This is a genomic window from Mucilaginibacter ximonensis (genome assembly GCF_042686265.1).
Lineage (GTDB): Bacteria > Bacteroidota > Bacteroidia > Sphingobacteriales > Sphingobacteriaceae > Mucilaginibacter > Mucilaginibacter ximonensis.
In genome coordinates this window covers 959,757-977,781 of the sequence record NZ_JBHUPD010000002.1, presented here as the reverse complement: position 1 = coordinate 977,781, position 18,025 = coordinate 959,757, and the positions used below count along the sequence as shown (strand labels likewise).

The 18,025-nt window shown below is 43.9% G+C and carries 16 protein-coding genes; 6 read left to right on the top strand and 10 right to left on the bottom strand.

Annotated elements, in window-relative coordinates; genetic code table 11:
• The first annotated feature begins 251 nt into the window (after positions 1-251).
• Positions 252-686 (top strand): VOC family protein, encoded by a 435-nt coding sequence (locus ACFS5N_RS11920; RefSeq protein ID WP_377185655.1) that lies wholly within the window; start codon positions 252-254, stop codon positions 684-686.
• Positions 687-777: 91 nt separating this feature from the next.
• Here the strand turns inward: ACFS5N_RS11920 and ACFS5N_RS11915 are convergent, their stop codons facing one another.
• Entirely contained in the window at positions 778-3,228 is a 2,451-nt protein-coding gene (locus tag ACFS5N_RS11915) for a TonB-dependent siderophore receptor (protein ID WP_377185653.1), read from the bottom strand.
• A gap of 325 nt (positions 3,229-3,553) precedes the next feature.
• Here ACFS5N_RS11915 and ACFS5N_RS11910 point away from each other — a divergent pair, with 325 nt between their 5' ends.
• The gene (locus tag ACFS5N_RS11910) at positions 3,554-5,605 is read left to right on the top strand and encodes a PAS domain-containing protein (protein WP_377185651.1); all 2,052 of its coding nucleotides are present in this window, start codon (positions 3,554-3,556) and stop codon (positions 5,603-5,605) included.
• Between the two features lie 37 nt (positions 5,606-5,642).
• On the opposite strand, the gene ACFS5N_RS11905 is transcribed toward ACFS5N_RS11910, so the two are convergent.
• Positions 5,643-6,617, bottom strand: a complete 975-nt coding sequence (locus ACFS5N_RS11905; protein WP_377185649.1) for a hypothetical protein — start codon at positions 6,615-6,617, stop codon at positions 5,643-5,645.
• Positions 6,568-7,743, bottom strand: a complete 1,176-nt coding sequence (locus ACFS5N_RS11900) for a hypothetical protein (protein WP_377185647.1) — start codon at positions 7,741-7,743, stop codon at positions 6,568-6,570. The genes ACFS5N_RS11905 and ACFS5N_RS11900 overlap by 50 nt, the downstream gene beginning before the upstream one ends.
• 175 nt (positions 7,744-7,918) lie before the next feature.
• Between ACFS5N_RS11900 and ACFS5N_RS11895 the strand changes: the two genes are divergently transcribed.
• The gene (locus tag ACFS5N_RS11895) at positions 7,919-8,224 is read left to right on the top strand and encodes an ArsR/SmtB family transcription factor (RefSeq protein WP_377185645.1); all 306 of its coding nucleotides are present in this window, start codon (positions 7,919-7,921) and stop codon (positions 8,222-8,224) included.
• A 49-nt stretch (positions 8,225-8,273) separates the two neighbouring features.
• A complete protein-coding gene (locus ACFS5N_RS11890) occupies positions 8,274-8,768 on the top strand; it encodes an SRPBCC family protein (protein ID WP_377185643.1) in 495 nt (164 codons plus the stop codon).
• Positions 8,769-8,835: 67 nt separating this feature from the next.
• On the opposite strand, the gene ACFS5N_RS11885 is transcribed toward ACFS5N_RS11890, so the two are convergent.
• The 4 genes from ACFS5N_RS11885 to ACFS5N_RS11870 all read right to left on the bottom strand — a co-directional run bounded on the left by ACFS5N_RS11885 (position 8,836) and on the right by ACFS5N_RS11870 (position 13,271).
• A complete protein-coding gene (locus ACFS5N_RS11885; RefSeq protein WP_377185641.1) occupies positions 8,836-9,300 on the bottom strand; it encodes a hypothetical protein in 465 nt (154 codons plus the stop codon).
• A 37-nt stretch (positions 9,301-9,337) separates the two neighbouring features.
• On the bottom strand, positions 9,338-10,597 hold the full coding sequence (locus ACFS5N_RS11880; protein ID WP_377185639.1) for an alpha/beta hydrolase: 1,260 nt from the start codon (positions 10,595-10,597) through the stop codon (positions 9,338-9,340).
• A gap of 55 nt (positions 10,598-10,652) precedes the next feature.
• Positions 10,653-12,806: an outer membrane beta-barrel protein gene (locus tag ACFS5N_RS11875; protein ID WP_377185637.1), complete on the bottom strand. Its 2,154-nt coding sequence runs from the start codon at positions 12,804-12,806 to the stop codon at positions 10,653-10,655.
• Positions 12,807-12,914: 108 nt separating this feature from the next.
• Positions 12,915-13,271: a DUF6249 domain-containing protein gene (locus ACFS5N_RS11870; RefSeq protein ID WP_377185635.1), complete on the bottom strand. Its 357-nt coding sequence runs from the start codon at positions 13,269-13,271 to the stop codon at positions 12,915-12,917.
• A 133-nt stretch (positions 13,272-13,404) separates the two neighbouring features.
• Between ACFS5N_RS11870 and ACFS5N_RS11865 the strand changes: the two genes are divergently transcribed.
• Positions 13,405-13,971, top strand: a complete 567-nt coding sequence (locus tag ACFS5N_RS11865; RefSeq protein ID WP_377185633.1) for an RNA polymerase sigma factor — start codon at positions 13,405-13,407, stop codon at positions 13,969-13,971.
• Entirely contained in the window at positions 13,958-14,428 is a 471-nt protein-coding gene (locus ACFS5N_RS11860) for a hypothetical protein (RefSeq protein ID WP_377185631.1), read from the top strand. Before ACFS5N_RS11865 ends, ACFS5N_RS11860 begins: the two co-directional genes overlap by 14 nt.
• A gap of 66 nt (positions 14,429-14,494) precedes the next feature.
• Here ACFS5N_RS11860 and ACFS5N_RS11855 read toward each other — a convergent pair whose 3' ends face one another.
• The 3 genes from ACFS5N_RS11855 to ACFS5N_RS11845 all read right to left on the bottom strand — a co-directional run bounded on the left by ACFS5N_RS11855 (position 14,495) and on the right by ACFS5N_RS11845 (position 17,979).
• Positions 14,495-15,640: a lactonase family protein gene (locus ACFS5N_RS11855; RefSeq protein WP_377185629.1), complete on the bottom strand. Its 1,146-nt coding sequence runs from the start codon at positions 15,638-15,640 to the stop codon at positions 14,495-14,497.
• A 72-nt stretch (positions 15,641-15,712) separates the two neighbouring features.
• Positions 15,713-16,408: an SGNH/GDSL hydrolase family protein gene (locus tag ACFS5N_RS11850; RefSeq protein WP_377185627.1), complete on the bottom strand. Its 696-nt coding sequence runs from the start codon at positions 16,406-16,408 to the stop codon at positions 15,713-15,715.
• A 242-nt stretch (positions 16,409-16,650) separates the two neighbouring features.
• Positions 16,651-17,979: a hypothetical protein gene (locus ACFS5N_RS11845; RefSeq protein ID WP_377185625.1), complete on the bottom strand. Its 1,329-nt coding sequence runs from the start codon at positions 17,977-17,979 to the stop codon at positions 16,651-16,653.
• Positions 17,980-18,025 lie beyond the last annotated feature (46 nt).

Genomic DNA, 18,025 nt, shown 5'->3' with positions numbered 1-18,025 from the left:
TTTATACCAAAGCTACGACAGAAGTTGGTATTAGGTTTACTGTCATTAAAATTTTACTGCAATCAAACCTGCCCAGAAATGACCCAATATTTTCGACCGGAGCGTCAACTTAATTAAAAGCTGAATAGTCCGGTTAAAATTCAGAAAATATTTATAACCAATTGAAAGTGGCTACATTTCATTAATTTAGCTCTTGAACGATAAGCGCGGCTGACCAGATAAGCAGAAAATAAATCATTAAAACAATCATTATGAGAGCAATTAATCCATGGATCAATTTCAATGGCAATGCCGAAGAAGCATTCACTTTTTATAAAGCGGTTTTTGGCGGAGCGTTTACAAAGATCGTCCGTTTCAAAGATCTCGCGAGCGATGAGTTCCAGATCGCAGACGAAGATGCGAACAAGATCATGTACATAGCTTTGCCTATTGGAAAAAACAATGTTCTGGTTGCCAACGACATTCCAGGATTTATGGGCCGGGTAGATGAAAACGAAAATCGATCTAAAATATATGTCGCTACCGGAAGCCGTGAAGAAGCTGATCAAGTATTCGCAGGATTATCAGCCGGTGGCTCTGTCGAAGGGCCCATGGGCGATAGCCCCTGGGGCACCTATGCGGGCATGTTCAGAGATAAATACGGTATTGAATGGATTATAGAGTTTGATCCTGACTATCACGGGTAAGCGGAGTTAAATACCAAACGTCACCAGAAATTAAACAGCGAAGGCTATATCTTATTGAGATATAGCCTTCGCTGTTTTTAAAATCTATGAGTTAAAACTTATAGGCTAAAGTGGTTAGCAATTGTCTTGGCGGTATTGGTGTTATGCTATAATTATCATGTATCAGATAATTGAGCGTATTGGTTAAATTGGTTACGCTTACCAGCAATGATAGTTTTTTATAAGCGTATCCGCCGGTTACATCAAGCGTAGCGAAGCCGCCAACCGGTACTAAGCGGCTGTAAGTTTGCGATTGACCCACTGTATTGTTATATCCCGCAAGCCGCGAACCGGTATAAAATGCCGAGGCGCCGATTTTAAAGCCTTTAAGGGCATTATTACTAAAAGTGTAAAAGGCGGTTGCGTTGGCTGTACGTACTGGGTTTATAACCAATTGCTCGTTCAATATCGGCGATCCCTTTAAGCCTGAAGTTTTAGTATAGCGTGCGTGGTTATAGGCATAGCCAACAATAAAATAAAAATTCTTTGACAGGTTGGCAGTAACATCAATATCAAAACCATCGCTGGTTGTTTGCCCGTTTAATTGTTTAATGGTATTGTCGCTGTTAACAGTTCCGTCGGCTCTAAAAGGGGCAACTACAGCCAGGTTGCTATTAATAATTCGGTATACGCTTGCGTTGGCAACTACCTTGCCGTTAAACAATTCATTTTTTGTGCCTATCTCGTATTGGTTCACTAATGATGGTTTCAAACCCTGACCAGTGCTAACATCGGTACCGGTATTAGTGATAAAGTTGTTGCTATAGCTGGCATAAACAGATGTGGTTGGTATTGGCTGATATATCAATGATGCTTTCGGCGAGAATGCGCGGTCATACCGGGTAATAGCGGTGCCTGCTCCGGTTGCTTGCCTTAAAAGATATTGGATATTTGTTTGATTAGTTTGCTGCCATGACCAACGGATGCCCGCTAAAACTTTCAATTTGTCGGTAAGGCTAACCAGATCTTGCGCATACGCACCAAAACGATAAACAGGTGCGTGGGTGCGGGCAGTATCTACCGCGTTTGGTATATCGGTGCGTTGCACATATTTGTTTAAATCAATTGTGTTTATCTGATCATAAATATAATTGCTTATAGGGGTAGCGGCGTTGTTGATGCCGTAGGCGTTACTGATGTTGAGTATTTTGGTAACATCAGTACCAACTAACAATTGGTGCCGGATACTGCCGGTGGTAAACTTGCCGTTAAGGTTTATCTGGCCGGTATAATCATCCTCAGTAGTATTGGCACGGGCTAAACCGCGGCTCCATTCGCCGGCAGCACTAACCTTGTTTGGCAGGCTGGCCTGGTACGAATCAACTTGTGTACCCTGTGCTGACAGGATAGTATTAAGGCGCCAATCAGAATTAAACTGATGATTCAAAGTAACTATGCCCGAGAACTGGTTCATATGGGTATACGCCCATAAAGTATTGATGTATTGCGAGCGCGGAACCATAGTAGGGATAGTTTGCCCATTATTTAAAGAGCCGATACCAAAGTCGGGAGTAATGCTTTCACGCAGATAGTCGCCCTCGACCAATAAGGTGGTGTTTTTATCGAGATTGAACAGTAAGGACGGATTAACAAACTTGCGCTCGGTATAAACATGGTTGCGGTAGCTGCCATCGTTTTCATATACGCCGATAAGTCGGAATGCCACATTTTGGCTAAGCGGGCCATATAGATCAACCGACGGTTTGAACATATTATAGCTGCCATAACGCATAGAAACTTCACCACCGGCCTCAAACTTGGGTTTCTTTGTCACCATGTTGATGATCAAACCACTTGAAACGTTGCCGTATTCAAGAGCAGCTGTACCTTTCAATATTTCAATAGATTCTAAAGTGCTCGCTTCGGGGAAACCGGTGGTGTTCACTAATACGCCGTCTTTAAATATACTGCCGGCACCGCCGCCAATGCCTATGCTATAGCCGCGTGCCGAAAATGTTTCGCCCACGCCACCGCGGGTTTGGGTTAATGATACCCCGCTAACATTTTTAACCGCATCGCCCATGCGATTTATTTGCTGGTCTTGTATCACCTGATTGGTAACTAAACCTGTGCTTTGCGGCAAATCCAAAGCCCTGATACCGGCTTTGTCGGCTGTTAACGGCTCGTTTTTTTGTTGTCTGATAAAGTTGATAGTTACCTCGGTTAGCTGCGAAGCGTTCTCTTTCAACACAAATTCAACCAAGGTGGTTTTGCCCGGCTGAACGGTTACTTTTTTTTCTTGTTTCTCTGTGCCCACAAATGAAACACGCAACAGGTAAGTGCCCGGCTTTATGTTGCTGATGATAAAACTTCCATCATCTTTGGTAACCGTCGACCGGTTTAGTTCAGACAGGGCCACGGTTACCATTGCAGCTGGTTTGCCGTCTGAAGTGGTAACTATGCCTGATATTTTTCCGTTGGTGATATCATCGGCCTTAACAAAGCTGCAGGCTACCAGCATTAATAAAAATAATTTGACAGTGGTGAGGTATATGGTTTTCATTTTTTATTTAGATTAAGTCTAATTAAGCGCAAAAATAAAAATACAAATCTTAAATCAAACCATTATTTTAAATTATTCTAAATAAGGATTGGCGTCGAAGCTACAAGGCCTTTAAAAATGTGGAGATTTCTTTGTATCGAGGTAGATTTTACAGCACTACGATTAACATTTCGAAGCATTTGCAAAATTTAGTCCCATCTATCCTGCCCTATTTATTTGCTGGAGCTGATAAACATCGTGGGCCGGACATACTATTCAATGTAAAAGTTATGTATATTTATTTTAACAGATAAACCTCTGACGCTTACAAACCTGAATTGTTCTTATGAGCAGCATATTCCGGATACCTGATAAGGAAAAGAACTATCAAAGTTATATGGTCTTTGCATTGACCATTATTTGGTCGTTGGCTGCCGGTCTGGTCGTTATTATAGGTTTTTTCTACTTTCCATCATTATGGTCACGTTGGTTGATCTTGTTAAGTACCGCCATCATTATAGCCATAGCTAATCTCACTTTAAACTATTTTGGTTATCCCCGCACTGCCAGCTGGTCGCTTTGCACCATGCTTTGGCTCTATATTACGCTACCCTGCATCACCGCGGGCGGAATATTTGCCCCGGGTATCCTTTCGCAGACGGCCATAATTCTTACCGCAGGATTTTTACTGGGCCGGCGCGGCGGGTTGGCCATTGGATTGATAACTATAATGGCTGACCTGGCGCTCGCCTGGCTCGATGTGAAGGGACTGTTACCTGCAGCAGTAGTACGGCACGATCCGATAAGCCGCTGGATCAGCGCAATTATTCCCTTCGGGACCGTGATGGTTTTACAATATTATGCGATCGACAACCTGCGGTCGGGTCTGACTTCTATGCAGCGGGAGATCGTCAGGCGGAAACAAGCTGAAACCACAAAGGACGAAACCCTTCGCGAGCTTTCGGAGCGTAAAAACGAATTGCAGGATTATAAATATGCTTTAGATATCTCAGCAATTGTTGGTATTTCAGATGTAGACGGGAACTTTACCTATGTCAATGAAAATTTCTGTAAGGTGAGCAAATACACTGCTAACGAATTGGTTGGCCAGCCGCATACCATACTCTGGTCTGGGGTACACCCTCCGGAATACTTTACGGAGCTGGGTAATTCCATGCAGGCGGGCAAACCTTACCAGGGAGAGTTTTGTAATAGAGCAAAAGACGGCTCTTTATACTGGGTGGATTCTACGGTGGTACCGTTTTTGGATGACAAAGGCCAGGTTTATCAATACATTTCCATCAACCGGGACATTACTCAAAAGAAGGAAGCTGAAGAACTATTGCGGGCCAGCGAAGAACGTTACAAATCAATCATCACGGTTTCCAATACCGGTGCCTGGGAATATGACCACGAAACGCAACGGGTATGGTATAGCGCTCAATACTTTGCGATGCTGGGTTATGACGAGCCGGAAGGCGTTTGGGAAGATACAGAAAGCCTGTCCTGGGTTTCCCGGCTGCATCCGGAAGACCGTGAGCGTGCTGTCGGTATCTTCGATGATTTCCTCCAGGGTAACGCTACGGATATCTATGAAAACTTTTTCCGTATGCGCCACCAAAACGGCAGCTGGGTCTGGATCTTGTCGCGTGCGAAACGCCTGCAAGATAAAGACGGTGCGCTAACCAATATCTGTTTAGGTACTCATACCGATATCACCGAACGGGTTAAAGCGGAAGATAAAATAAGAGAAACCGAACATTTGGTTAAGAAGATCACCAGCCAGGTGCCTGGAAATACCTATATGTTTGAAATAGAAGAGAATGGTATTCCTAACATTCTGTTTGTTAACCGCGGGTCGGAAGAATTCAATTTCGCGGCTGATTTGAAGGATATTTCCAGCAATGCTAAAAAATTCTTAGAAGTTTGGCATCCCGATGACCGGGCACTTTTTACGGAGAAGATGAAGGAAGCGTACCGTACCGGGGCCAGTATAAGTTTCCAATACCGCGTTATTTTTAATGGTGTGGTTCGCTGGCGCTGGCTGCAGGCAGTACCTGAAAAAAATAAGGAGGGAAAAGTGATCTGGTATGGCGCCACGCGTGATGTCACAGACCTGGTGGATTATATCGCCTCGGCTGAACAGATTCTGTTTGACATTTCGCATGTGCTTCGCCGGCCTGTTTCTTCAATGCTCGCTATCACCACCCTTATCAGCGAAGGAGGCCTGGATCAGGATGAACTATTGCACTTTGTGCGCCAGTTACATCCGGTGGCGCTGGAAATGGACAAGTTTATGCTGGAGCTTAACCAGGTTTATGAACAAAAACGGCAAATTAATTCACTTAATGTTGATTTTCCTTCACTGGTAGACAAGCGGAATTCCTTGTTTAAATAAGGGCCTGCAATAATAGCTCAACATAATGAATTAAAAATTAATTCACCCAAACTGTCTGCGTAAATGCGCCATTGACTGCCGCGTCCCAAATTTCAAGACGAACCCATGTTTTATTTTTAAGATTAACCGGTATATGAAAGGTTTTCGAACCAAAGGCCGTGGTATTTTTAAGATTGATACGCTGCCGGTAAACCCCATTACCGTCGCCACTAACAATCTCTGCGAAGTTGAGCGGGAAGGTCCACCTAACCGTAAAATCTATTATTGATTTTGTAGTCGGTGTAACTTTAATAGTTGAGCCGGCATCAGCGCCATTCACTTTAAAATCCGGAATCAGCACCTCGCCGGTGGTTGAAAAGAAATTACCATTCTTGAGTACGTCCAGCACCGGCTGCCAGCCATTTTTAAAATCGGGCAGGGTGTTTAGTTTAAGGTAGTTTACATTGACGTGTGCATACATTTCATTCGCTTGGGTAATGCTGAAAATATCCGATTCGGCCAATACTTTTTTCTTTAGTCCCCAGTTGTTCATATCGTCCATTAAATCAAAAATACGTTTGCCCATACGCTCGGTCGACAGGTCGGCCGGAATGTTCTTCCAGGCAGCGCCATTAAAACGGTCTGATTTATAAAAAGCTTCATCCTTATAGGCATCAGGAAAACCGGTTGAGCCTTTGGTACGGGCATGTGCCGTCCAGGCCAGGCCGTTTTCATCTTGCAGTAATTTCAGCATTTCGTCTTTATTGCTAATGTGATAAACCTTACCGTAGCGGTTATCATCAGTTACATAAGGCTCCCCGGCTTTACGCGACATTACCCAATAAACCGGCTTCGGGAAAAACTCCAGCCAGTGCCCGCCAAAAAACTCATTGGGTTCTTCGCCCGGCAGCAACATAAAGTTTCCGTGCGATTCTTTTTCACATTCTTTAAACAGCGTATTCAATTCTTTCAGGCGCAGCTCGTCAGGCCCCCTCGGATGGCCCGTGCCGTGAAATTCGGGCCAGATGCACAATGTTTACACCCAGACCTTTAAATACACGCACATACTCAGGCTCTGCTTCAACCGGCTTATTTTCAAGCAGTACCGAAGTAACATACTCATTATGAAAATGGCTGGACATGGTTTTATAGCCCGGTAGCGGGATAAATTTGTCGTTGTGGGTAAAGGGCTTTACTTTTTCGAGCAACGCCTGCCCGTTACCGGCACCTATCATGCAGAAAAAGTTAAGCCGCTGCTTTGTTCCCGGCGGGGCATTAAACCAGGGAACGTAACGGTGGTCGCCATACAAATCCTGCCGGATACCGATACCGTAACCCGGCAACATTTTACGGTAGTTATTGCCGTACCAGGTAAATTTAAGGTTGAAAGCCTCGTCAAGCGGATAAAAATATTGATGCGGCGCGGGGAAAACAGCCAGGCTGCCTTTGGCCGTTTCGGCGATGATGGTACGGTATTTTACTTCGACGGCCCTGGCGGTATCTGCGGCACTTGATGTCGCCGTGGTAAACTCATCATTGGTTTTAGCCCAGCTCATTTTTATCCATTGGGGATTTTGACTAACGAGGCCGGCGTCATACAAAATAGCTGTGGAGTCGACCTGTGTCGCCATCACAGCAGCCACATTAAAAAGCGGACTACCGTTATAAAACGTAACTTCCAGATGCCCGCTGAAATTATGCGAGCTGATGCCATTGATACTCACTACCGTACGCGAACCATCACTTTTTACAGATGCCCGCCCTTTGTCAAAATTTACATTATAAGATTTGAAAGGCTTTTGCGGCACCCGGTCGAAAAATATATTCCAACCGTTTTGCGAGATCAGGTCGCGCTTGCCTATCGTGAGGATAAACTGGGGATCGAGCCCGCTTGCTACTTCTTTATATTTTCCGGAAGACGTTACCTGAATGCTTTTAAACAGCGGATTGCCCTTTGCCAGATCAAACACCACACGCCCATGCGCTGTACCACCCACCGGCCAGGTAAGTTCAACTATCGATGCCTTTTGAGCTACAGTGACACCATTTTTCTTATTCAATCCTTGCAGATCGACGCTTTGCGCAAATATCGCGTTAGCAAAAAATAAAGACGCAACAATAAATAAGCCGGTAGCTTTTACAGTTTTTAAAATAGGCATAGCGTTGTGGTTTACTGGGTTACTAAAAGTGCAATTTAATGTGCAGATATACAAACCGTTGATTCACCTTTTAAGGAAGCGAACAGGCGTCTTTTAAAATTTTGAGATTTTTTTGCCGAAAATTTGCGCAACCGAACAATTGCATATATATTTGCAATCACTCAGTTGCAAATATATGAGACGAGATATTTTTCAAGCCATAGCCGACCCCACCCGCAGAGCTATTTTAGCTTTGCTGGCTATTCATGCCATGACACCTAATGCCCTTGCCGAGCATTTTAACACCAGCCGCCAGGCAGTATCCAAACACATACAGATACTGGCAGAATGCGAAGCGGTGACCCAAAAGCAAAGCGGGCGGGAAATTTACTATCATGTTAATGCCAATAAAATGAAAGAAGTAGACCAATGGCTGGATACTTTCCGTAAGATATGGGAAGACCGGTTCGATCAGTTAGACGATTTGCTAAAAGATCTTTAAAAAACTAAATCACTCTAAAACAATCATCACCCTTAAAACAAGAAGTATCATGACTAATCAAACAGAAATTCTCAAAGACCTCGCTAACCGAAGGCTAAACATTACCCGGGCTTTTAACGCCCCGGTTGAAAAAGTATGGCGAGCCTGGACCGAAGCCGAACAATTAGACAAATGGTGGGCGCCAAAGCCCTGGAAAGCTATTACCAAAAGCATGAACTTTACACCCGGCGGCTTTTGGTTATATTGCATGGCCGGCCCCAACGGCGAAAAAGCCTGGTGCCGTGTAGATTTTAATACCGTTGCAGCCGGCGAAAGCTTTACGGCTACCGCAACTTTTTGCGACGAGAACGGCAACACCGATAAATCATTCCCTGCGATGCATTGGAATAATCTCTTCAGGCCAACCAACACGGGCTCTGAAGTAGTAATTGCGATATCATTTGACAACGATGAGGATCTGGAAAAGATCATTCAAATGGGTTTCGAGGCCGGCTTCAGCATGGGCTTAGGCAATCTGGACGAATTACTGGCCGAATCTATATAAGCTGCATTAAAGAAAAGCAGCTATGAGGCTGCTTTTCTTTATTTAAAGGTGCCCTTTTAACCCCGTATTAAAAGGGCCTGTAATATGGCCTGCTGGTTAAAGGAGAAAAAGCCCAGGGGATAGATAAAAAAATAATTACCAGGGCAATGGTATACCAAATGGCCCATGTTTTAAACTTTTGCTCGTCTGTAAGTTTACGTTTGGCTTTAGCAGAGCCGATGGTAATAAGTACAATAGCTATGAGCATCATAGTAATATGTTCCATTCCGAAAAAGCGAATGGAACGCTCATGGACCGCTGCTTTAAAATTATGCAGAAAATAATTTACTATGGGACTTATAAAGTACAGTACCAAACCCAGTACTAATTGCAGATGCGCGACTGTGGCCGACACGATACGGACAATGTTGTCTGTCCTGGAAAACGTCTTTTTAAGTATCCATCCGCGGTAAGCGCAAAATAAAGCTAAGGCAAGGCTTCCTAAAACCAGCCATCGGGTTAGGGAATGTAAGGCTAATAAGGTATTGTACATATTAACGCTGACGATTAGCCGCTCAAAATCTTTTAAATTATTTGATTGTTTTTATAAAATTTATCAAGGTCGGCATCAACTCAGGGTGCAGCGGCAAATCGCTTTTTAAATAAGTTTCGGCATTTTGCTTCCGGTCTTCAGGGCCAACTTTCATGATATGGCTCATGCCCTTAATTACCTGCACTTCGGCATCTTTTTTTCCGCTATTTAAACTATACGCGTCTGGCACGCCTACCTGTATATCGGTACTGCCCTGAACAATAAGCGTTGGCACGTTTACTTTACCAATTTCTTTTTGTGGATCATACTGAAAAAGAGAATGCATATAATTTTGTAGCGAAGCATCAAACAGGTTTTCAAAACCGGGATCTAATTTTTGTCTGATCTTTTGCCCAGCTTTAATACTGTCAATTATCAAAATGGCTTTACTATAAGCGGCCGGCGGGGCGTTAGCTTTTAATTGTTTTTTCAAAACTTCGTCCACCGGGAAACCGGCACCAGCCAGCGATATAAACCCATTTACCTTTTCGCGCTGACAGGCCAACATGCCAATTAATGAGCCTTCGCTATGACCGGCAATAATTACCTTTGAAAACCGGGTGTCCGCTTTTAAAAATTTGATGCAGGCCACGGCATCATTAACCATATCCTCAAAGGTGGTTTGAGACTGGCTTTTTGTCGACGTGCTTTGACTTATCATACGTTTATCATAACGCAGCGTAGCAATACCGGCTTTTTTAAAGGCTTCGGCCATCATCAAATAGGTGTTTGGCTTCATGTCAAGCGACATGGTGTTGCCATTACGGTCGGTTGGACCAGAGCCGGCAATAATCAATACTACCGGCATTTTTGCAGCGCCATCGGGAACTGTCAAGGTTCCTTTTAATTCAGCATCGGGCGTTTTTACGGTAACAGATCCCGGAGTTTCCCGTTTATCAACATTGGTGAAAAAGCCGGTCAATTTATTTTCCTTATTAAAGCTCAGATACAGCACAGGTCCCGACTTTTCGAAAACAGCGACGTAGCTGTCACCACCGTTTTCAGTAGGCTCATAGTACTCTTCGCTTACCAATTTGCCCAATGCACCTTTTAATTGTGATACCGCACTCGCTACCCCTAACATAGGCACTTTTGCTTTGCCAGCCGGGCTTAACAGGGTGTAAATGCTATCAGGCCTGTAAGCGTTATAATACTTTACAAATTTAGCTGCCTGAGCATTATTTACTGCATGGCTTTGCGCCGTGGCTGCAATTGCTGTTAGCTGAACAAACAAGGCTAATATTATTCTCTTCATCATTACTGCGGTAATATCCGACGACCAAGATAATAAATCGCGCTGTTAAAACTTACGGCTATCTGGCACCGTCATCATTATTAATACCACGCTTAGTTTTTTGCACCGCATTTTTTAGTTTGCCAAAGGTATAATTCAGGCTAAATGTAAAATTTCTGAAATAGCTTTGATCGGTTTGGGTTTGGGTAAAGCCGGCGCTGGTAGTTTGGGTTTGCGCATAGCGGTATTTGGTAAACGGATTACGTACCGCTGCCGAAAACACCAACTGGTTTTTAATGATCTGTTTATTAACGCTTAAGCCGGTATTTACCACACCGCTGCTAAAGCCTTGCAGCCCGGTAGGGTTTTTACCATTAATATCGACATTGACATTAGCACGCCAGCTGTCATCAAACGTGTATCCCAGGGTATTGTATATCCCTATGGTGTGTAAATGCACGGTCTTGATGGTACCATCTACCTGCCCGGTAACACTAAATATCATAATGTTACTGTTTATGCCGATGCTGAGCTGTTTGGTAAGAGGATAGTTAATGTTGATGAAATTGCCGAAGCCTTTAAAATCACCATTATTTTCGTAGGTGGTGTAGGTAATTTTCGTAGTCGGGTCATAATGCGATAACGGTAGGTCCAAGCCGCTGCCAAAATCGTAAAACACCCCCAGGTTTAAGTTTCCTTTGCCGGACAGGCTGTAGCCTATGCGCGTGTCAGAAATTTCCACCTGCTTTAAATCAGGGTTACCATAACTCTGAAAATTTGGATTAGAACGATCGACAAATGGATTGAGTTTGTAAAGCCCGGGGCGTTTTAACCGTTGCGAAAACCCGGCGTTAATGCTACTCAGTTTATTGATGGGGAAATTAAACGCGACAGATGGCAAAATATCCAGGTAGCGTTGGTGCGCCACTGTCGCGGTGGACACAAAATCAGCATCGGTAAAAGTTCTTTCGATGCGTAAGCCAGCCTTTACACTAAAAGCGTCGGTATTATATCCCCAGGTATTATAAGCCGCTAAAATATTTTGTTTGCTATTATATTGGTTTGATAAAACCGGATCATTTTCAAAACGATTCAAAGAGTCAACAAAAGCGCTATAATTAAAATCGCTTGTATTGTCTCTGAAGATGCCTTTAATACCCGCCTCAACGGTCCACCTTTTAAACCCTTCAACAAAATCAAGCTGTACGGTTTGCTCTGAGGCCGAGGTAACGTTTTCTTGATTGTAATCCGGGAATGTGTAACTGACCCGGTTAGCAGTTGTAATATTGGCCGCTGAGTTGTTGTTATACTTAAAGTAGCGATAAGAGAATGTAAGCAGTTTATTCTTGTTGTTTTTAAACCCAAGCTGGTAATTTACAGCCGCATCAAAGCCATTGCCACCCGAGCTGTTATTATTTTGCAGATGATAACCATTGATGACACCCCCGGGCCCCGTTAGCAAAGTTGTTTGATTACTTAAACCGCTGGCATTGCTGCCGCTAATATTGAAATTGCCGGAGATCAGGTTAAGTGAATCGATCTCATAACTCAGCTCAGTACCTGCATAACCATTCTTCCCGTGCGATTTGTTAACGCCCTCCTGGTCCAAAAAACTGGGACTGGCACCCGTAGTAGTGCGCTGCATGCCACTGGTGGTTTGCGGGTTATCATTCAAATTGCCCCCGCCAAAAGCCGAGATACCAAACTTACCGACCTTGGCCGAGAAGGAAGCACCAACGCCAGGCCCGCCGGGAAAGCGGGTGTTCAGGTTAACGGTACCGTTATAACCGTCTACCAGTTTTTTATTGGTGATGATATTAATGACACCACCCAACCCCTCAGCATCATATTTTGCAGGCGGTGTTGTATAAACCTCAATACGCAAAATGGTTGACGCCGGGATGCTTTTTAAAATGGTTTTAGGGTCGCGCTCCATCAGGCTGGAGGGTTTACCATTAATTAATATTTTATAGCTTGAATTACCCTTAAGCATGATGTTTTCGTTGGCGTCAACAGTAACGTACGGCACCTTGCGAAGCATTTCAAGCAGGTTGCTGGTTTTGCTTTCCGGGTCGGCCTGCATATCGTAGCTCACCCGGTCGGCCTCCTGCTTAATGGCCGATTTCCGGGCTTTTATTGATACTTCTTTCAGGTCTTGTTGCTGCCCAAAAACTAAGCTGCTGCAAATCATCAGCGGTAATAATAATATGGATTGAATACTAAGCTTTTTCATAAAATTTGGACAAAAGGATTCCCTTAAGCACCTGTAAGGCGCTTTTAGATAGCGTAAATAAATTTTTGTTTAATTAATGGCTGCAGGTTTGCAGCCGATGGGTGCAGATTATTCTTTGTTCAGGCCCTGTTTTCTGACGATAATATAGTTTAATATCAAACTCATTCCGCCGAAAAGGCAAACCATGGATACAATACTTACGCTGTGGCTCACCCCGTAATAGTTATACAATATCCAGCCCATAAAATACCCTACACCAAAACCTACCAGCAGCATACCGTATTTAAGCGATAGCAAACCATAATCTGGCCGACTAGTAGGACGGTTAAAAGGATTTTCGATGAGGTTACGGTCTAACATGGTCATACGTTCGCGGTGGCGGGTCATAAAAAAAACATATGCTATACCGAATATCGCGGCAAAGGCCGCTAGTGATACGATACAATCTCTGGTTACTTCTTGCATGATTTCTAAATTTAAAACCGCAACCATTTTTTGGCTGCTTGCTCATATGACCGTAAATTACATCATCTGGATACAAAATATTTAAAATAAATTTATTGTAACCAACCAAAGAGAAATTCACTCTCATTAGGCGATGGAATCTGCAGACGACCGGTATTATATCGAAAAAGTTAAAAATGGCGAATCGGCTTCGTATGCATTCCTTGTGAATAAATATAAGGATATGGTTTACAGCATCGGCCTTAAAATTTTACGCGATGCCGATGAGGCACAAGACCTGGCGCAGGAAAGTTTTATTAAAGCCTATCAACAGATCCATACGTTTCAGGGTAATTCCAAATTCTCGACCTGGCTGTATACCATCACTTACCGAACGGCGGTAACCCGCCTGAAAGAAAACAAGGTAAACACCATAACACTTAACGAGGAAACGCATGAAGTGCCCGACATGCTACCCGGCCAGTTTGAGCAACTGCACGCCAGGCAAATAAAACAACAGGTACAGGCAGCCATTCAAAAACTGCCCGAGGTTGATGCCGTACTCATAACATTATATTACATCAACGACCTACCCATTAAAGAGATCGAAGAGATTACCGGCCTCAGCAAAGCTAACGTCAAAATAAAACTACACCGGGCACGCAAACTATTAGAGAAAGATTTAAGTTATTTGTTGGAGGAAAAATATGAAGGCCGATAAAGACGAAAAACTAAAGGCCCTGCTTAAGCAAGCCGGCTCTGATAAACCCGCTGAACGCTTTACAGACTCTGTTATGCAAATAATCGAGGCTGACGCCGCACGCGAAGCAGCCTTACGGTCTGTCCTGAAACAACATTTTGCCGAAGGTCCTTCGTTTGATTTTACTGCTAATGTAATGCGGGGGCTTAATACACAACGCAAGCCGGTGGTTATCAAGCCGGTTATTTCAAAAAGGGCGTGGTATGCCATATGGGCGGTTTTAGCGGTAATGTTGATTGTGGCTTTTTTAGCGGGCGGGACAAATCAGCAAGCGGTGGTTGATAACAGTGAAATATCCCACCTGGTTAATCAATTGCAAACCGTATCGCCAACTGTGGTGTTAGCCTTTGTTTTGGCTGCTATATTATTATTGGGCGATTATTGGTTTAGCGAGCGAAGGAAAGCTGTTGTGAACTGACCCAAAAAACAAAAATGTCATTTCGACCGTTGGTAGAAATGACATTTGGGTATATTACAGTGGAGCTTATTCTACCGGCACCAATTTTAAACAAACCGCCGATGCCACATCAATAGCCTCACGGTTTTGCATTAAGCGCCCTGTTGCTTTATCAATACTGAAGACAAAGATTTTTTTACTTGTACCCACCAGTAAAAAATTACCTGTAGGATCAATAGCAAAATTGCGCGGGGTTTCACCGATAGTAGAATACCCGCCTCTGTAAACCAGCTTACCGGTTACCTGATCTATCGCAAAGCAAGCAATTTCATTAGCCGTGCCGCGGTTTGAGGCGTACAGGTAGCGCCCGTCAGGCGTTATGTGGATATCGGCTGCGCCGTTTGTGCCGATAAAAGATGGCGGCATCATGTTGATCACCTGAATTTCGGTTGCCTTTCCGTTGTTGTAAGCATAAACAGTAATTGTAGCCTTCATCTCCTGCACGTTGTACATAAACTTACCATCGTTAGAAAAAGTAGTATGGCGCGGCCCGCTGCCCGGAGCCGTACTTACAAAAGCCGGATCGGCGGGAGTTAATGAAGGTACTTTTGATGATTTATAGCGGTAAAAATTGATCTTATCCAAACCCAGGTCTGACACTACCAGATATTTTTCATCAGGCGATAAAAAAGCTGAGTGTACATGCGGCTCGCTTTGACGATCAGGGTTAGTACCCCTACCCACATCCTGTATAGTTTGGTTAGCCTGACCTAATGAGCCATCTTTATTTATCGGAAAAACCTGCAGGTTACCGCCGCCGTAGTTTGATACAAAAACGTTTTTCTGATCTTTATCTACGCTGATATGTGCCGGCGAACCCTTAGTTTTTTGCTGATTAATAAGATCGAGCTTGCCGGTTTGCTTGTCAAATTTAAACGCACTAACTCCCCCGGTACCATCGGGGTTATTTTCGTTTACGCAGTAAACAAACTTCCCATCGCCAGTAACGGTCAGGAATGACGGATTGCTGGTTTCAACCTCGTTCAGGTAGGCAGATTGCCCTCGCTCGGCATAAAAACGATATACATAAATGCCTTTGCTAGCCTTTTCATCGGCACCGGTATAGGTGCCAATTACCAGGTCAAAAACCTTCGGCCCTGTTTTAGCACCCTTTTTCTGAGCCGAAACAAACATCGGCGCAGCTAGTAACACAATCAATAATATTTTTTTCATAGTAATATAATTTTATAGCAATGATCCCTGTTCTTATAATCTTCGGGAAGGAGAAATTGCCTATTGTTAATCTTATTTAGCCGTTCCTTCCAGCCTCGCCACAATATAAGGCGCGATGATCTTTTTAGATGCTTCAACTCCCGGATGCAGGCCATCAGGCACCGCTTTAAGGTAAGCATCGCGGCCTTTATCCAGTAGCGCTTTCCAATGCGGATAATGATCTATCAATAACAAGCCGCGGGCTTTGGCCACCTCGCGGTACATCTGGTAATAATTAAGCAAATCAGGGCGTTGCTCACCGTGAACATCTAACGCTATATCCATCGTTTGTAATATCACCTCGCAGTCAGGGTTGTAAAGCTTAATACGGTCTATCATATAGTTCAGATTCAGCCTGGCCAGTTCTACGCTGGTTTTGTAATTCAAAAAAGCATCGTTCATGCCAAACTCAATTAACACTGCATCGGGCTTTTTGCTGATTACGCTGTCTTCCAAATGCTGTACGCCCCAGGTCGACCACATGGCGCTTTTAGCTGAATTAACGGTTGTTAAGTGATTATTGTATTTTTTATTAAGCGCATGAGTGACCGAATCAACCCAGGCATGACCGCCTGCTGCCGCTGTTAAACTGGTGCCATAGGTCACCAAAGTCTGTTGCTTTCCGGCAGCAAGATTTTTCACTAATCTGGACTGCGAACGCGCCGAAACTGAGATCGCCATCAGCACAATAAACAGCGAAAAGCTTTTTAATATCTTATTTTTCGGCATGAGTTGTTTTATCGGGTTCAATACAAATATGCGAATTTGTGATTCAAATGTACTTTTTACCGATTTATCTCAGACGTATTTTTCAGAATTAATACACAAATTTATTTACTAAGAATATTTAAAACTTTTAGGAATATTTATAACTTTATGTATTAGTTATCAATAAATTAATGGGCGAATTTGTTGACTTAACTAAACAGCAATGGGCTCTTTGCCTTGACGGGTAAAGAGCTTTTTACGTATTAAAACGACTCGTTCAGGTTAAGAAAGAAACCCCGATTACCATAGCGGCCAAAAGCATAGTCGAGCGCGAGGTTAGTACGGGTGGCCTTATTAAACAATACCCTAAAGCCGCCGCCATAACCGGGTTGAAATACCTGGAACAGCTTGGTTCCGTGCTCGTCGTTAGCGCTTTGCAGGCTGCCAAATACCACGCCGCTTATAAATTTGTTGGTCAATATCGGGAACCGAAACTCGGCTTCAGTATCATTAAACTGCGTGCCTTTAAAATATTGGGCTGTATAGCCACGGCCGCTTCTGAAGGCGCCGTCGCGGGCCGTGCCGGGTAGCTCAAGGTACGGGATATTACCACTAACCAAGTAAGACCCCCAGTTCCAGAATGCCAGTACCGTTTCAGGATTAACATCAGACAAACTGATGTATTTGCGCAGGTCGCTGGTTATTTGTACAGAGTTTTTGGTACTGCCCACCCAGGTTTGATTTACGCGGATGCCCGCATCAAAATAAACCCCTTTGTAGGCCCGGTTGGGGTTATCGCGGGTTGTATAAGCCACATTAAACAAGAAACCATTGGCCGAGTAATGATCTTGCGGGAAACCATGCTCTGTGTTATAAACCCCCGACGGGGTAGACATACCATTTGAGTCGCGTGCGTTTATGTTTCTTCTGATCTCAAATGACATTCCCGCACCTACAAAGAAGTTCTTACCAATGTTTTTATATACCTTTTCGCGAATGTTATAATAGTTTGAGTGAATAGCGTAACCTTTATGCGTGCCGTCGGCCAGTATTTTTTGCGTGGTTGTTCCGGTTGGGAAGGCCTGGCCTATCCCCAAACCAAAATCGGGCGATACCGTTTTTGCCGCCACAATATTGCCTTGAAAGTTCCATTTATTGCCCGGCGTAAATACGTTATGGTTCAGGTAGAAATAAATGATGCCCTTTGTAGTGATAGATGCCGACGTGGCAGCAACTGACAATAAAGTTTTAGGGTCATTGCCTAATCTGCGGCCTGCTACCGCTTTTATACCTAATTGCCCGCCGATGGTAGGGTTAGCCGCTACATTAGGCACTACGGTAATCCCGGAGCTTTTATGCAGGCTATCCGGCTTTTTATGCGGATGCAGGATGGCGTGGGTCAAGTCGCCAAAATCATATTGACCGCGTAAGTTGTCGACCGGTTTAATATTGAGTTTCTTTTCGCGGAGAGAATCGGCCTTTAAAGAATCGGCAGGTGCGCCCGCCTGGCTAAATGCCACAGCCGGAAATGCCAGCAACACAACCACCAGCAGGTGTTTTAAAAATTTATTATGGATTTTGTTAAAATGCATTATAATCGATTTATGACTAACCTGCCATATAGCCGGCTTTTGTCTC

Coding starts and splice junctions, on each gene's coding strand:
- ACFS5N_RS11855 (WP_377185629.1), bottom strand. CDS start 15,640: ATGAAAAAAATATTATTGATTGTGTTACTAGCTGCGCCGATGTTTGTT.
- ACFS5N_RS11845 (WP_377185625.1), bottom strand. CDS start 17,979: ATGCATTTTAACAAAATCCATAATAAATTTTTAAAACACCTGCTGGTG.
- ACFS5N_RS11865 (WP_377185633.1), top strand. CDS start 13,405: ATGGAATCTGCAGACGACCGGTATTATATCGAAAAAGTTAAAAATGGC.
- ACFS5N_RS11890 (WP_377185643.1), top strand. CDS start 8,274: ATGACTAATCAAACAGAAATTCTCAAAGACCTCGCTAACCGAAGGCTA.
- ACFS5N_RS11885 (WP_377185641.1), bottom strand. CDS start 9,300: ATGTACAATACCTTATTAGCCTTACATTCCCTAACCCGATGGCTGGTT.
- ACFS5N_RS11880 (WP_377185639.1), bottom strand. CDS start 10,597: ATGATGAAGAGAATAATATTAGCCTTGTTTGTTCAGCTAACAGCAATT.
- ACFS5N_RS11875 (WP_377185637.1), bottom strand. CDS start 12,806: ATGAAAAAGCTTAGTATTCAATCCATATTATTATTACCGCTGATGATT.
- ACFS5N_RS11850 (WP_377185627.1), bottom strand. CDS start 16,408: ATGCCGAAAAATAAGATATTAAAAAGCTTTTCGCTGTTTATTGTGCTG.
- ACFS5N_RS11920 (WP_377185655.1), top strand. CDS start 252: ATGAGAGCAATTAATCCATGGATCAATTTCAATGGCAATGCCGAAGAA.
- ACFS5N_RS11900 (WP_377185647.1), bottom strand. CDS start 7,743: ATGCCTATTTTAAAAACTGTAAAAGCTACCGGCTTATTTATTGTTGCG.
- ACFS5N_RS11870 (WP_377185635.1), bottom strand. CDS start 13,271: ATGCAAGAAGTAACCAGAGATTGTATCGTATCACTAGCGGCCTTTGCC.
- ACFS5N_RS11895 (WP_377185645.1), top strand. CDS start 7,919: ATGAGACGAGATATTTTTCAAGCCATAGCCGACCCCACCCGCAGAGCT.
- ACFS5N_RS11860 (WP_377185631.1), top strand. CDS start 13,958: ATGAAGGCCGATAAAGACGAAAAACTAAAGGCCCTGCTTAAGCAAGCC.
- ACFS5N_RS11915 (WP_377185653.1), bottom strand. CDS start 3,228: ATGAAAACCATATACCTCACCACTGTCAAATTATTTTTATTAATGCTG.
- ACFS5N_RS11910 (WP_377185651.1), top strand. CDS start 3,554: ATGAGCAGCATATTCCGGATACCTGATAAGGAAAAGAACTATCAAAGT.